Annotated in this window: 12 protein-coding genes and 4 pseudogenes; 8 read left to right on the top strand and 8 right to left on the bottom strand. The window is 42.5% G+C overall.

The window, feature by feature from the left end:
* Positions 1-127: pseudogene (locus HU824_RS06465) on the top strand (IS4 family transposase); the annotation flags it as partial.
* On the opposite strand, the pseudogene HU824_RS06460 reads toward HU824_RS06465, so the two are convergent.
* Positions 128-313: pseudogene (locus HU824_RS06460) on the bottom strand (hypothetical protein); the annotation flags it as partial. It lies immediately after the preceding pseudogene.
* 80 nt (positions 314-393) lie between these two features.
* Positions 394-585, bottom strand: a pseudogene (locus HU824_RS19705) (tyrosine-type recombinase/integrase); the annotation flags it as partial.
* Between the two features lie 285 nt (positions 586-870).
* On the opposite strand from HU824_RS19705, the gene HU824_RS06450 reads away from it, so the two are divergent.
* Genes HU824_RS06450 through HU824_RS06440 form a run of 3 tightly spaced genes read left to right on the top strand, consistent with a single transcriptional unit; the run spans position 871 to position 3,730 of the window.
* Positions 871-2,100 carry a site-specific integrase gene (locus HU824_RS06450; RefSeq protein ID WP_176468405.1) on the top strand — a complete coding sequence of 410 codons (1,230 nt, stop codon included), beginning with the start codon at positions 871-873 and terminating at the stop codon, positions 2,098-2,100.
* 13 nt (positions 2,101-2,113) lie between these two features.
* Positions 2,114-3,334, top strand: coding sequence for a site-specific integrase (locus HU824_RS06445; protein WP_176468404.1), 1,221 nt, complete (start codon positions 2,114-2,116; stop codon positions 3,332-3,334).
* Between the two features lie 21 nt (positions 3,335-3,355).
* Positions 3,356-3,730, top strand: coding sequence for a hypothetical protein (locus HU824_RS06440; protein ID WP_044214425.1), 375 nt, complete (start codon positions 3,356-3,358; stop codon positions 3,728-3,730).
* Positions 3,731-3,742: 12 nt separating this feature from the next.
* Here HU824_RS06440 and HU824_RS06435 read toward each other — a convergent pair whose 3' ends face one another.
* The 3 genes from HU824_RS06435 to HU824_RS06425 all read right to left on the bottom strand — a co-directional run bounded on the left by HU824_RS06435 (position 3,743) and on the right by HU824_RS06425 (position 4,747).
* Positions 3,743-3,985, bottom strand: a complete 243-nt coding sequence (locus tag HU824_RS06435; RefSeq protein WP_157310100.1) for a hypothetical protein — start codon at positions 3,983-3,985, stop codon at positions 3,743-3,745.
* Positions 3,986-4,076: 91 nt separating this feature from the next.
* Positions 4,077-4,382, bottom strand: a complete 306-nt coding sequence (locus HU824_RS06430) for a helix-turn-helix domain-containing protein (protein WP_016212903.1) — start codon at positions 4,380-4,382, stop codon at positions 4,077-4,079.
* Positions 4,383-4,435: 53 nt separating this feature from the next.
* Complete coding sequence (locus HU824_RS06425; RefSeq protein ID WP_016212904.1) at positions 4,436-4,747, bottom strand: helix-turn-helix domain-containing protein; 312 nt, start codon at positions 4,745-4,747, stop codon at positions 4,436-4,438.
* Positions 4,748-5,162: 415 nt separating this feature from the next.
* Here HU824_RS06425 and HU824_RS06420 point away from each other — a divergent pair, with 415 nt between their 5' ends.
* The 4 genes and pseudogenes from HU824_RS06420 (at position 5,163) to HU824_RS06405 (ending at position 7,834) form a co-directional block, all read left to right on the top strand.
* Positions 5,163-5,678 (top strand): DUF3408 domain-containing protein, encoded by a 516-nt coding sequence (locus HU824_RS06420; protein WP_176468403.1) that lies wholly within the window; start codon positions 5,163-5,165, stop codon positions 5,676-5,678.
* 209 nt (positions 5,679-5,887) lie between these two features.
* On the top strand, positions 5,888-6,277 hold the full coding sequence (gene mobC, locus HU824_RS06415) for a plasmid mobilization relaxosome protein MobC (RefSeq protein ID WP_016212906.1): 390 nt from the start codon (positions 5,888-5,890) through the stop codon (positions 6,275-6,277).
* Entirely contained in the window at positions 6,274-7,197 is a 924-nt protein-coding gene (locus HU824_RS06410) for a relaxase/mobilization nuclease domain-containing protein (RefSeq protein WP_016212907.1), read from the top strand. Before mobC ends, HU824_RS06410 begins: the two co-directional genes overlap by 4 nt.
* 2 nt (positions 7,198-7,199) lie before the next feature.
* A pseudogene (locus tag HU824_RS06405) lies at positions 7,200-7,834 on the top strand (hypothetical protein).
* 82 nt (positions 7,835-7,916) lie between these two features.
* Here the strand turns inward: HU824_RS06405 and brxL are convergent.
* Genes brxL through HU824_RS06390 form a run of 3 tightly spaced genes read right to left on the bottom strand, consistent with a single transcriptional unit; the run spans position 7,917 to position 15,238 of the window.
* A complete protein-coding gene (brxL, locus tag HU824_RS06400) occupies positions 7,917-9,356 on the bottom strand; it encodes a BREX system Lon protease-like protein BrxL (protein ID WP_176468402.1) in 1,440 nt (479 codons plus the stop codon).
* A gap of 13 nt (positions 9,357-9,369) precedes the next feature.
* Entirely contained in the window at positions 9,370-11,778 is a 2,409-nt protein-coding gene (gene pglZ, locus HU824_RS06395; protein ID WP_016212910.1) for a BREX-4 system phosphatase PglZ, read from the bottom strand.
* Between the two features lie 4 nt (positions 11,779-11,782).
* Positions 11,783-15,238 (bottom strand): hypothetical protein, encoded by a 3,456-nt coding sequence (locus HU824_RS06390; RefSeq protein WP_176468401.1) that lies wholly within the window; start codon positions 15,236-15,238, stop codon positions 11,783-11,785.
* Positions 15,239-15,323 lie beyond the last annotated feature (85 nt).

The raw sequence follows: 15,323 nt of genomic DNA, 5'->3' as shown, positions 1-15,323 counted from the left end.
GATTCTGAAACATGGAAGAAAGGCAAAGTCGCTTGTCAAATATGGATTGGAAGAGATTTCGACCATACTTATGCGTCCGACTTATACCCCAAAATTCGATGTTTTCAAATTTTTGTCATGTACTTAAGAAATTACCATATAGTTCATTCTGATTGTATCTTCTTATGAATAGGGGTAAGGCGGTAGTGCCGCAGACGTATCTTTCTCCTGTGGCTGGGTCTATATCTACGTCTGGAACATATTTAACGGCTATGGCTTCCATGTATTCCAAACGAGTATCAATGCTTATGTAATCTTCCTTTAGCTTCTCCATAATTATTAGTTTAAGGCAAAATTAAAAAATAATCCCCACCTGCATTGCTACAAGTGAGGAATTTGTGGATAGGATATGCTTTAGTAATCAGAAGTTCCTGTAAACGTATCCATGAGTTTATCCATCTGCTCACCTATGCACTTGTCTATTAGCTTTGCATAGTGGGCAGTCATTCGTGTATTGGTATGTCCCAACATCTTAGAAACGACTTCCAGAGATATGTTATTGGCTAAAGTAACGGTACTTGCAAATGTATGCCTACTTGTGTGGAAAGCGATAGGCTACGCAAGGAAAAGCAAACAGAAGAAGATTAAACGTAAACCGTTTGAAATGAGCATGGTTTCAGTATTTTGCCAAATTGAGAAAATGCAAATGACAACGTAATATTGAGGTTGTTCAGTTACCAGACCGTTAGCCGGGCAGTTACCGGAACGAGAACAGGTAACGGAAAACAATGAAAAGAAATCCTCACCGTTTTCTTTGCACTCGTACTCAGCATTTTGCTTATTAAGGAACGCTTATATGGCAAGTAACTTTGCACCTAAAAATATAAGCGTATGAAAGTAGAAAAATTCAAGGTGCTGCTCTACCTCAAAAAGAGCGGACTGGGCAAGTCGGGCAAAGCCCCGATAATGGGAAGAATTACAGTGAACCGCACGATGGCGCAGTTCGGATGCAAGTTGTCCTGCACTCCCGAATTGTGGAATCCCCGTGAAAGCCGTCTGAACGGAAAAAGCCGCGAGGCAGTGGAGACTAATGCCAAGATTGACAAGTTGCTACTGGCGGTAAACATTGCATTCGACAATCTTGTGGAACGCAAAATTGATTTCGATGCCACCGATGTGAAAGATCTTTTTCAAGGCAGCATGGAAACGCAGATGACCCTTATGAAAATGACCGATGTTGTCTGTGATGACATCAAGGCACGTATCGGTATTGATCGTGCCAAAAGTACTTATCCCGGCTATCACTATATGCGGCTGGCACTCGGAGAGTTCATCAAGCATCAGTACAAGGTCAAGGATTTGGCTTTCGGGCAACTGACGGAACAGTTCATCCACGACTATCAGACATTTGTCACGGAAGATAAAGGACAGGCAATTGATACTGCCAGACATTATCTTGCCATACTTAAAAAGATTTGCCGTCTTGCTTATAAAGAGGGACATGCCGATAAAATCCACTTCCAACATTTCACCCTGCCGAAGAAAAAGGAAACGACTCCACGGGCATTGAGCCGTGAATCGTTCGAGAAAATCCGTGACGTGGAAATACCTGCATACCGCAAATCCCATATGCTGGCAAGGGATATGTTTCTCTTCGGATGTTACACAGGTGTATCTTATGGGGATGTCGTTTCGATTACCCATGCTAATTTGCAGACAGACGGGGACGGGGCATTATGGTTGAAATACCGCAGAAAGAAAAACGAACTCCGTGCCAGTGTAAAACTATTGCCCGAAGCAATTGCGCTTATCAATAAGTATAGCAGTGAGGACAGAGAAACCTTGTTTCCTTTACTTCGCTGGCCCAATCTTAGAAGGCACATGAAAGCGTTGGCGGCACTGGCAGGCATCAAGGATGACCTGTGCTACCATCAGGCGCGCCATAGTTTCGCCTCGCTGATTACGCTTGAAGCTGGTGTGCCGATTGAGACCATCAGTAGGATGTTGGGGCATTCCGATATTTCCACCACTCAGGTGTACGCCCGTGTCAGTCCGAAAAAACTCTTTGAGGACATGGACAGGTTCATCAAAGCTACCGAGGATTTCAAACTTACCCTTTAATACAGCAAACGATATGCGAAGTACATTTTCACTGTTACCCTATATCAACCGCAGCAAGGTAAAGGCTGACGGTACGACCGCCGTTCTCTGCCGCATAACCATTGACGGGAAACAGACGGTCATAAGCACAAGTATCTATTGCCGTCCCGAAGATTGGAATGGCAAGAAGAACGAGATAAAGTCCACAAGGGAAAACAACCGCTTGCAGGAATATCTCCGGATCATTTCAGAAGCATACGAGGAAATACTGAAATCGCAAGGTGTAGTCAGTGCAGAGATGTTGAAGAGCCACATCACCCAAAACAACATTCATCCGACTACCCTCCTGCAAATGGGAGAATGGGAACGGGAGCGGTTAAAGAAACACTCCGAGAAAATAGATTCAACCTCCTCCTATCGAAGTTCAATGTATTACCAGAAGTACCTGACAGACTATATTGTGTCATCGGGTAAAAAGGACATCGATTTTGAAGAAGTTACAGAGGACTTCGGCAAATCTTATAAGGCATATCTGAAAAGATGCAAGAACTTCGGGGCATCTCAGACCAACCATTGTCTGCGATGGTTGAACCGCCTGTTGTATCTGGCAGTCGATAAGGAGATAATCCGAGTGAATCCCTGTGAGGAGTTGGAATATGAAACCAAACCGGAGGCAAAGCACAGATACATCAGCCGCGATGAGTTCAAGAAGATACTTTCCACCCCGATGTATGACAACAGGCTGGAGTTGGCGAGACGGGCTTTCATATTCTCCTGTCTGACGGGATTGGCGTATGTGGATATGCAGTTGTTGCATCCCCACCACATCGGGATGAATGCGGAGGGCAGACGGTATATCCGTATCAACCGCAAGAAGACAAAGGTGGAAGCGTTCATACCCCTGCATCCCATAGCGGAACAGATATTGTCGCTGTACAACACGGCCGATGACGAACAGCCCGTATTTCCGCTTCCTAACCGTGATGCCTTGTGGTTTGAAATTCATGAGTTAGGGGTAATCATTGGCAAAGCGGATAACTTGTTCTATCACCAAAGCCGACATAGTTTCGGAACTTTCCTTATTTCAGCGGATATACCGATAGAGAGTATCGCTAAGATGATGGGGCACTCCAATATTCGGACGACACAGGGATATGCACGTATAACCGATGACAAAATCTCAAAGGATATGGACAAACTGATAGAACGCCGGAAGAAACAATCTACCGGCGAAAAGACAAACAAAAGTAACTAAACAATGTCAATACAATATATTATGGATAGAGGTATAATCAAAATCAGTGAAGTGGGTATGGTCACTATTCCGACCGCACCCGTATGGACGACACAATTCGAAATCGCCGACTTGTTTGGAGTATTCTCTTGTGACATCCGTAAAGCGATTCATGCTATATATAGGAATAAGGAGTTAAACGAATGTGATACGATGAAATATATCAAGCAACCGGATGACATCAGTTATGACGTTTATAACCTTGAAATGGTTATAGCCATTGCATTCAGGATATGCAGTAAAGAAAGTATCTTGTTCAGACGGTTTGTGATAAATGAAATCTACGCCACCAAGAAAGAGACCTCAATAACATTGTTTGTATCCTGTGACAGAGGAAGCAACCTATGGTATAGTTGAGGTTCATCCTCATCAGTCACTTGTTCCCGATGCTCGGATGCAAAGGTAGCACATGGCTCTGATGGCAGTGGCAAGGTCAGGCGGCAAAGCCGTTTCGGGCAGAATCTTCCTCCTGCGGAGCGTATTCAGCCCGAAAACCTTGCCTCTGCCGGCCATACGCTCGAAAGGCATCCGGCAACGGAAACAAGCGACTGACGGGAAATCAGAAGATATAAATGAACGGCTAACAGACGAAGCGGAATTTTGATGCTTCATCCGTAAGCCGTTCATTTTTCTTCTTTTAGCCACAAGTCCATTACTGCCGCAAATTATAGGGCAGACGGCAAACTGCGCTCCTTCAAGAAAATCAGATCGCCTTCTGTCGGTAGGCGGAGCGGTAGCCGTCAGTTAGCATCTTCTCTATGTCGGATTCACGATAGAGGATTTTGCCACCTAATTGGATATAGGCTATCCGTCCTTCGTTGCGGTAGTCTTGAAGTGTTCTTCGGCTTACCTTCAGTCGTGCTGAAACCTCCTTGTCGGTAAAGAAACGTTCTCCGCCCAATGTCGGTCGGTAGTTGGCGGTCAGGCGCTCGTAGTTGTCCAGCAGACGGTCAAGGCTGCCCATGAAGTGGATTATCCACTCGTTGTCTTTGTTAATCAATTCGTTCATGTTACTTTGGATTTAGTGGGTATTGTCATTATACTTTATTTATTGCACTGAGATTATATCGTCCGTCCTTTGAATCTCGCTTCTTTTCGTCTATCCTCCACAACGGAAACGATACGCTGCACATCTTCGGGACGGTAATACGTCTTATGGTTTATTTGTGAGTAGGCAAGCGTACCGTTGTCCCGCAGAGTCTGCAACTTGCGGGGACTGATGTTCAGCATCCGGCACACGTCCTGATTGTCCATCCACTCACTTATTCTCTTTTCGCCGTGCCGCTGGCAGATTGCTTCCATACGGTGAACGAAGCGGTCGAATTTGGCGACCATCGCCTCAAAGGTTTTTCTTTCGATAGATACGATTTCCATATACGTTATTCTTTGATGTTATTGTTTCTTTTGCCGCAAAGGAATATATAATCAGTTATCCGACAATGGTTTTTCTAAAAGTGGAAGCATGTGGCACCGGTATGGCATAGGTTGTCCGGGGTACTATTTATCGTTATCATCTTAATTGGGGATTTTAGCAAGAATGCCAAGAACAAAATAAGGACTTAATTCAAATTTACCCGTAAATACATCTTTGTTCTTCCTGTGATTCATATCCGGCAAATCGAAGAAGTCTACACCATTGTTCATACCGCCATAAGGCAAAACCACACAAAATTACCTAACAGAATCCAAGTCCTTGACTGACTGAACTAAAGCCTCTTACTTTGCTCCCGACAAACGGTCAACTATGCGCATACAGACCAACAAGTATTCACTTTAAAAAGAAACAACAATGAGCAAGAAATTCAAATACATTGAGAACGATGAAACGTTCAAGAACTTCAAGTTGGAAGACTATATGCCTTCCATGCCCAAACACGAACCGGAAGAGAGTTCTTCCGTAGCAGAACAAGAACCTGTTGTGGAAGCAGGCAATCTCTTTCCTATATTGGATGAGCCGGACACATCCGCAGAACAGGTAACTGAGCCGGAAACAAGCGCAGGGTCAGACAATGAGGCAAGAGAAACAGAGGCGGATAACGTTGCCGTGGAACGAACTGTCGCCAGACGTATCAGCAGCAAGCAGCGTAGGCTGTCATTAGACGAATACCGTGCCACCTATCTGCGAGTGCCCAAGATTGCCGACCGCAAGCCCGTGTTTGTCAGTGGGGAGGTTCGTGACAGGTTGGACGAGATTGTGCGCCGCCTTGGTGGACGTGGCATGAGCGTATCAGGGCTTATTGAGAACCTCGCCCGTCAGCATCTGTCATCCTATGAGGATGATATTGACCAATGGCGTAAATTGTAGGAATTAAGACAAGACCAACGGAGCATCTTTAGGGTGTCTTTCAGAGATGCTCTAAATCACTTTTAACGAAGTTTGGAGGGAGCAAGTTTATGTTTCGGGCAGACCGAAACCACTTGCCCCGCTCCAAACATCGCAGGGAAGGCACATCCCGTTGGTCTATCTGCTGTATAACTACTATAATCAGTAATCAAATCAAGAAATAGAAAATCATGGACAACGAAAAAAGGAAGAATAATATAAAAGGTAACAGACGGGAACGAGCCAACAAGGGAGGTCGTCCCGTCAAAGGAGCCACCGAGAAACTGAAATACCGTATCACGGTGAAGATGGCAACGGAAGACTACTACCTATTGAAGTCAAAATCGAAGTCAGCAGGTGTTTCCACCAGCGAGTTCATTCGTGGTTGTATCAAAGAGGGCGGTATAAAGGAACGGCTCTCGAAAGAGCATGGCGACCTTATCCGTAAACTATGTGGCATGGCTAACAATCTGAACCAACTGGCACGAAAGGCGAATGCCGGGGGGGATGCTTCCGTATTTGTTACTTGCCGCACACTGATGATAGAGATAGACAATCTTGTAAACCGGATACGCCTATGATAGCAAAAATCATGAAAGGTTCGGACTTCAAGGGTGTGGTTTATTACATTCTGAACGACGAGAAAGGTGCTCAAATCATAGATTCTGACGGCTTATTTCTGGAAAATAACGACACGATAGCGCAAGGATTTATCTGGCAAGCACAGATGAATCCAAGGGTAACAAAGGTTGTAGGGCATATCGCATTGAGTTTTTCTAAGGAAGATGCGCCACGACTGAACAACGTAGTCATGGCGCAGATTGCCCGTGAGTATATGGAACGGATGGGTATCAAGAACACACAGTACATCATCGGGCGGCACTTTGACAAGGAACATCCGCATGTGCATATTGCGTTCAACCGCATCGACAATAATGGCAAGACCATATCCGACAGGAACGACCGCTTCCGCAGCGAGCGTATCTGTAAGGAACTTACCAAGATGTACGGGCTTCATTTTGCCAATGGCAAGGAGCAAGTGAAGACAGACCGATTGCGTGAGCCGGATAAGACGAGGTATGAGTTGTACCAAATCTTGAAGACGGAGGTCAGCAGATGCAAGGTTTGGAATACCCTGCTTGAAAGATTAGAACGGCAAGGCGTAGATGTGCAGTTCAAATATAAGGGACAGACGACTGAAATTCAAGGTGTCATCTTTACGATGAACGGCTATCGCTTCAACGGTTCAAAGGTGGACAGGCAATTCAGCTACTCCAAGATTGATGCGGCATTGAACCGCAACAATTACAAGGAACGGCAGACGCAACCGCAACCACAGACTTATCAGGAAGAAATAAGGCCAATTTCTAATAGTGGCAGCAGTCTTATTGAGGGTTCATTAGGATTGTTCTCTCCAAGCAATATGCCGGAGGAGCAACAACCTTACGACCCGTATCTGAAAAACAAGAAAAAGAAGAAACGACGTAAAATCAACTGGTAATCATGGCAGACAACAAAGTATTCATCCTCTTTGAGGAAATCAAGACCATGCTTGAAGGCATGAAAAGCAGATTGGAAGAACTTCCGAAAGTGATTGACAGACGACAGCCGGACGGGAACGACAAGCTGGATTTGTCCCCGATTAAGGATGCAATGGCAGAAACTGCAAGAGCCAATACAGAACAGGTTAAAGGCTTGTTGGCAAGGCAATGGGAGGCTTACGCAAAAGCATCTAACATAATCCTTAGAAGAATTGATTATTGGGAAGAAGAATTGAAAATGCCAAGGAACAGCAACCGCAAGAGCATATCCACAGGCACAGCTTCGACATCAAGTCGAGCAAGGTGTTCTCTTTCGTTGTGGGGTTGGGTGTGTTATGTGTTTTCTCCTTGTGGGGCAACATCGAACAATGGCAGTCTAAACGTCAGTATGCGGACGATGCCTTGAAGTTCCGTGCTATCCGCGCATGGGGCGGATGTGACGCCAACGATGTGCTTTGGCTCAACAAGGTGTTCGACATCCATCGGGACGAGAAGGCCATCGAATGGGTACGGAAACAGGCGGATGGATATGACACGTCCTTGAAAGCCGTTTCCGACAGTCTGGTACTACATGATTTGAGCATCAAAAGACAATAAAAATAAGATTAAAATTATCTTTCAACTTCAAGAGCATTTCAAAGGGTAAACCTTGAAATTGCTCTTGAAAGAATAAGCTGAATTAATTGTTCCCAATAGTCCAAAAATTAGGCATTTGAACTTTAAATTCAGGGTCAATGTTATGACATTGTTCTTTAATAATACCCCTGCGATGAATAGCTGGTTGTAAACAATAGGTATCAAATTCTTCACGGTTTACATCTTCAATTGAAGTCCAATGAGGAAACAAAAGTTTCATTGAAGCTACCGTTATACGCTTCACTGCATTAAAGTCACGATTGTCAGCTTGCTTTTCATAGCCTACCAACTCATCAAAGAGTTGTCCGTAAATCGTCTGTGTACGCAATGTATGCAATGCCTCCGAAAAATATTCCACATTGACAGCCCATCCTTTGAATATCATTTCTTTGTTAATACGGGGTAAATACCAACCTTCTATGAAACAATGAAAGCGGTCGAGCAAAGCGGATTCTCTAAAACTTTCGGGTAATTTATCAAAATATTTTCTTGACATAGGACGACGGTTGTCATTTAAGTCGATATTCCCCATCAGCATCAGCCCACAATCAGCAATAAACTCAAAATTGTCAATTGTTGTTTTACCTTGTTCCAAGTAGGCTTTTAGTGCAGCTTGTATTTCCGAACGTTCTTGGAAAACAATGGTTTGTATTTCATCAAAAGCTGTAAAATCGTGGTTCTTAATAATACCAGTTTGTTGCTTTTGTTTGTCGTAGAACAGTTTGGCTCGTGATACTTTTCCACCACTAACTAACCATCCGTATTTAGACAAGTTACCAAATACGTATGATTTTCCTGTTCCTTTAGGGGCAAGTTCTATCACATTGAGTCTGGGTTCTACAAATATCAACAAACGAGTAAGGAATTCTACCTTTTCTTTCATTGTCGAGAACCCATCAGCATTATATTCCATAGCAGATAATAGCACATCAATCCATTCGATTGTTGTGAATTGTTTTCGAGCGTCCCGATAATAACTCATATCAATGGATTTATAAGGTTTAAATGGTTTAAAGTCGAGCATTTCCACATGATTCCTTTTTCCGTCATCATCAGGCATCACGCACATTTTTATAATGCCCCACTTTTCTCCATCCACCAATTCCCCTTGATGCTTATTGTACACATAATCGGGAATGATACCTTCTTTCAATTTAATGCCCATATCAGGAATGGCGAAACGGCGTACTCCTTTTACTAAGTCTATATAGATTTCAAAACGAGTGAGCAATGTCAATTCTTCTCCACAGCCTAAGCGGTCTTTCACTTCCGAAGTATGCCGTGGAATGACCTTGTCAAGAAAATTAGTCAATCCGCCTTTATCAACCTCACCATTTGAGTTAATGTATTTTTTTAGCAAAAAGTCCTTGACGAACGAAGGAAGAGTACGTCCATCAAACAGACTGCCAGATGTAGCAGAGTCTTTATAAATGGTTTGTGTTCCAAATGCTTGACGTATCTTGTTGCTTAATTCTTCTGTCATATATCAATATTTATTATAAGTCACCGAAAAGGTCTTCTTCTTCAGCACCCAAGTTAATCTTTATTTTAAACTTTTGTGAATAGCTGCCAATGCGTATTTCCACTTCATCAACCTCTTGTGTTAGCTCCAATCTGTCGCTCTCAAAACGGAAATGTCCTTGGTTGTTCAGATTGTATCCTGTGTTATTATAAATCAACTTTGGTATTTCCAAGTTTGTAACACCTTTGATACGGAACATTAGAATCGGATTATTTCCGTTCACTGCATCATCAATAAGGCTTATTGAGTATTCAGAAGGTTGCCGCTGCGAAGATAGAATTATGATAGGAACCAACACTTCTTCTGGAGTACATCCACCATGGCATCCCTGTCCATCGGGTATTTTCCCTGCAAGTGAATTATGGCGAAGCGAGCAAATAGTTTGCCTATCATCTAATATGATGTATTTGTCATCTTGGGTATTAGTTCCTATTTTACGTATGGCACATCTCCCATAATGGTCTGATTTTATGCCTCCTAAGTTATATCCAGTCCGTAATTGTGAGAGATAAGACAGACCGTGGTCCGAAATGATAGCAATCTTTTTGCCAGCATGTTCTGAAATAATCTCTCTCACAGCACTTTCCACAATTCTAATTTCTTCAATAATATATTGAGGGTAAAAAGTGCATTTATGGGCAAAGCCATCTAAATCGCCTTTTTTCGATAATTCACCGTTAGTTAGCTTTAACAAGTCGGTCTTGTTGTTTTCTGTCTTTGAAGGCAATAAAGAACGGGCTATCATTATCTCATTAAGAAAGATGCCCTCGCTTTTGTATTGCTCCACAAGTCGCATAATAAACGGAATCCAATCAATGCCTAAACCGTCAATCCAATAAAAAACTTCAACATCCTTTCTTCCATTCAACAATGTGCGAACAGTGCTGAATTGATTGTACCACGAGTTGAAAGTTACGGAGTTAGCATTTCTCTCATCTATTGATGTACTTATTAAATCTGTATATCTATTAGACAATTTCGCCTGTTTGTAAGCATCCATGTAATCTAATACCCATTTCTGATGAATATCGGAAGTGCCGCAACTCTTCTCCATATAGTTATAAAGCTGTGGATATAGTTTAGCCAGTTTATTTATCGGAACACGACCATTGGCAACCCACCGTATCATCAATTCTTTTTCTCCGTCAGACAATCCTGTAACATATCGCATGGCGGTCTCATACCCATCTTCCAGTGCTATATTCTCCAACTTTCGGCACAATTTCTCATTCGTATCGTCTGTTAGTCGTATCTTGTTTTTATGGGCATAATTTAGGATTTCCGTGCGCTCATTCAGGCACTCTTCCGGATTGTCCATGTCAAAAACAGATAGGGCGGCTGCCGACACAAACTCTTGGTTGTTGTACAATCTACATTTACGGAGCAACTGGCAAATATACCCTTTGTTACAGAATCGTTTGGAATAGTAGGTAGCCAGCAACCAGCGTTTGAAATGTTCCGTATTTTCGAACCAAGTCTTAACAAATACAGTGTAGTCTGCCAAATCGAATATATCGAAATATTTATTGAAGAATTTTTCAAAAGAAAAATTCTTGTATTCTATTTCTCCTGCTAATTTCTCCCAATTACCGGCATCTTCCCTTTGATATTTTATCTCGCCAAAATCGAGGTGCAATCCTTTTGTTAGAAATTCATATGCATTACTACAAGTGGTATAACTCAAAGCATTGTCCGGCTGGGCATTGTCCGCCAATGCGTAAATTGATTTGGACGTACTGATAATGTCTGGTCTTGCATTCTCATCACGCCACACTTTGAGCCAATCTGTAACAGAGCGTACTATGGTAAATTCTCTCTCCAATCCGGCTACTTGGTAAGTGCTTTGAGCAAGCGTCAGGTGGTATCCGTTTTCTTGCTTGGAACCTACCAAATGCCAAATGACAGACTGGGAATCTGAAAAGAATTTCGACATTTTGCCATATTGACCAATCATCGGGATATAAACGCGCTGTCGATTATTAAAGCCGGAAGTTGCAGACTGTATTCCCTTGATGTCGCTAACCAAAGTTTCAAATTCCTTCGCTGTATGATTGTCGTAGAATCGTGCCAATTCCGAGAATGGCACAATAATGCAATCGGAGTCGCTATTATCTTCTATATATTGTCTGATACAATTAGCCAAGCAACTATGCGTCAAGATTTGGTCAGGGTGTTCTTTATCCATCCAATCCACTATTTTCTGCATTTTTGTTACTCCTAATCCTATTAATTCGCTGACAAAATCTTTGGAGTCTGCAAAGTTATCAAATAACACAAAACGTACCGGATAGCGATTTAGTATTGAGGAGTTGGCACCATCGGCTGCTTTGTCCTTTTTTACCTCCTCTATGAGACTGTCGATATGCTCGAAATCCTTATTCATACATCTAATTATCTAAAATTATGTCGAGTATGTCTTCATATCCCAAGTCACAAAGCTGTTCCAACAAGCGTTGAGCAGTAGCAAGCGAAGGAATATTGCCAATATGCTCCAATGCTTGCTGACGTTTTGTCGAAGAACAAGAATTCAAGCGTTCCGACACTTGCCCAAACTTTGTTTGTGGTTCTTCATGCGCATTATATGATTGCCCCGGTGTAAACGGCGTATATTTTGAGGGCAGTGCAGGGGGGAAGGATGTTGGCGCAGGCATTGGAGTAAGCGACAACTTCCAATCCTTTAATTTGTCATTCACCTCTCTTTCCGTCCAAAGCCCTACTTCTCCTTGCAAGTGTTGCTTGATATATGTCTTCGCATCCGGCAAATGTTCATCATCCAAATTCACGATTTCATTAGATTTGAGGAAATTATGATAACCTTCTTCGAAAACTCCACTGCGATTGAGCAGCATAGGGAACTCAAATTCATAACGTCCCAACAAATCAAGCGCATCATTCATCAATGACGGATTTTTGTTAATGTTTGGGTCAAGAGATATTGTCACAATATTATCAATGAGAGATGACATTTCTTCGTTTGTTCCATGTACATACTTCAATGTCCATAGTGGATAACCTTTTTCTGCTGTATATTCATGAGAAATAGCCCAACGAGCATCTTTCAAGCTGCTGATATCCGAATAGGTCTTCAATGACTTTAACTTGAATACCTTTATCAACAATTTACTCAGTTGTCCTGCTTCTTTCGTTTCGAACGTAAAAGTGATCTTGTTACTTGGCTTTCCGTTCTCCCATGACTTGAACGTTTCCATCACATCATCCACCAAATGCTGTGCTAATCGGGGCTTGCCATCTACCGAATAAATTTTATTTATCCAGGGTCGCATGGCAAATGACAGCATGGCGATACCCGCATACGAAGGGAACAAACCGTAAGGCGCACGTGTCAATTCGATGAATTTCTCCGCTAAATTAAACTCTTTTGCCTTGTCGGCGTTCTTTATTTTTCGGCTGACGAATTCACTTACCAAATAAAGCGGATGATTTTCTTTATCTACATTTTCTTTCCAGTGAAGATTATCATCCACTGCATCTTGGAATAAGAACTTTAGAGGTAAAGCCGGACCTGTTGCTTTGCCTATTATTTCATCATAGGTATTGAACATCAATATGTTCTTGGCCGTTTCTTTGGCTTGTTGATTTTTCCAGAATGTCTTTGGCGCACGAGTACGTAGCAAATCAAGTGTTTCCGCTCCACGACTAAACACTTTAGGGGCTATGCCTACATTGACTGCTGTTGCCAGCTTCATGGTGGAAAAGGTTTCGCTTTCTCCTTTCACATATACAGAAAAATTGCTACGACGAACTTCTTTCATCCAATCTGAAATCATGGCTTGTGCATTCTTGTCGTGTGCTGCACGTTGGTCTGCCAAGTTATGGCGACTTGCGCATTGGGCATTAGCCATGTACTCTATGAAACGCTCGTAATTGTCGTCACCGAAAGTAGCATCAAACACCATAAAGACAACATTGGTAAAACGTTCGTCGTTTGAGGCATGTGAAGCTATAGTTTTCAATTCATTCATCTCTTCATCGTTTCGCCCAAGCATTATAGCCATGAACAATTCATAGCTTTTCGCTTTTTCTATAGCGTTCTCTATCTGATGGAGCAAGGCTGCTTCATTCACATAGAGGGAAAAGAAATTGATACTGACAGGACGGCTGACATTAGAAGTAAGCGTATCGAATGCTTTGCGTACTTCCTGCCCATACGTAACCAGTTGTGAGGTATATTTGAATTGAGCTTTCATTTCCAATTTAATCTCCTCAATCTCTTTGGGAGGAAGTGCGGAGAATTGGATAGAGAACAATCCGCCCGGAGCACGTTGAATGATACTATTATCATTCAGCCAGTTCAATATTTCGTCTATATGAGGCTCTATTTGTGTACCTATAAAAAGACTTTTCACATTTTCTTCGCTGGGGGTTACGGTTTCGTTTCCGGCTACATTATTTAAAGCATTGAGCAATAAGATACCCTTGAATACTGCATAGGTGTTTACTCCTTGGTTTTTCACTTGTAGTCTATAAGAATTATAGCGTTCAGTCACAGCCCCGTAACGAATATGGTCTTCGTTGAACACTTCCATAACGTAATCCCAAAGATAATCAGCCGTAATGGTTTTATGCTCGGCGAATGCTACCTCACTCTCCAAGAAGTCACGTATAGCTTGGTTTGCACCAATAAATTCGAAAACACTTCGTGAGGAAGAACCCGCCACTCGTGCATAATAGGTGGCAAGATTGGCTGTAGCAGGATGAATGGGATAGAGATTACGCAAGTCTTTTATCGTATCTTCTGCATTATTGCTTCCCATTGCATAACGAGCCAACATCCCGGCATGGCTATTGAAAAAAGAAGTAGTTAATGCTTCATACCCCTCAATATCAGCAATGCGGAACTTGCGTGACATGATTTTAAATGCCGACACCGTTTCCATATTATACTTCATATAATGGTAGCGACCTGTAGTTTTGGTACGTTCTTGCGCATCAAGTTTATTCAGTGCCGAAGGATGGGAGATAAAGAAGAAATAGCTGTTGTTACAAGTTTCCATAGCTTGCTCAGTTATCTTTTGTAGCTCAACCAACAATGATGGCCCCATGTCCGATTTCATTAAGTCGGTAAATTCGTCCCAAATAATCAATAATCCGCAGTAGTCAGTATTTTCTGCCAACTTGTCTTGTACCTCAAAGAACCAATCGCAAATATTGGCACTATTCAGACGTATATCCATGCGCCGTTCTGCTAATGCCCTCTTTACCTGCGTGAGTATGGAAGTGTCAGCTGTACGCAACTTGCTTGCCAAAGTCTTCACATCTGGAGCATAGGCTTCCAGTTTGGGACTTTGGCTGATGATGTCTTCCCAAAAGGCAGGTTCGCTTTCCACATGGTCTGCATAATCATCAAAGTCTGTTTTTACAAAGAAATCGGTCAATCCTGCTGCTTTTAATGCCCTTTTTATGGCACTTTGTAAACGGTGTGAAAAGTCTTCTTTGTGTGCGATGGATTCTGTACCATATAGATTAACAGGGAAAAGACGTTTACTGCTCCTTACGTCATAGACTGACTGGCGTAACAAATCGTATTGCCGGGATGCATATTCGGTGTCCAAGTATTCGCGAATGTCACCCACTTCATCACAAAGCAAATGCTTGATTACTGCGGCTGCATGACTCTTGCCCGTACCATACGTACCGTCAATCCAAAATGACTTGTGTGCATCTTGGTCATTATTACGAACGGCACTTACCACCTTGCGTAATATGTCGTTGAATTGTTCATTGGGAATAAAGGATTCCCATTCTCCTTGTTCTTCCCTACCTATATTATAAGCAGGTTTCGATTCACGTATCGTGATATAGTCTGAATATCTTGTTGCCATTGCATTAGTTGTTTCTGATTAACTTCATGGAAGTTCTATAAAATCGGCTTGGCCATTATGCAAACCATAACTATAAGTGCATTTG

The sequence above is a fragment of the Bacteroides sp. L10-4 genome (assembly GCF_013373675.1).
Taxonomy (GTDB): Bacteria; Bacteroidota; Bacteroidia; order Bacteroidales; family Bacteroidaceae; genus Bacteroides; species Bacteroides muris.
Note: the sequence above shows the minus strand (reverse complement) of the source record. Positions and strands in the feature narration are given on the sequence as shown.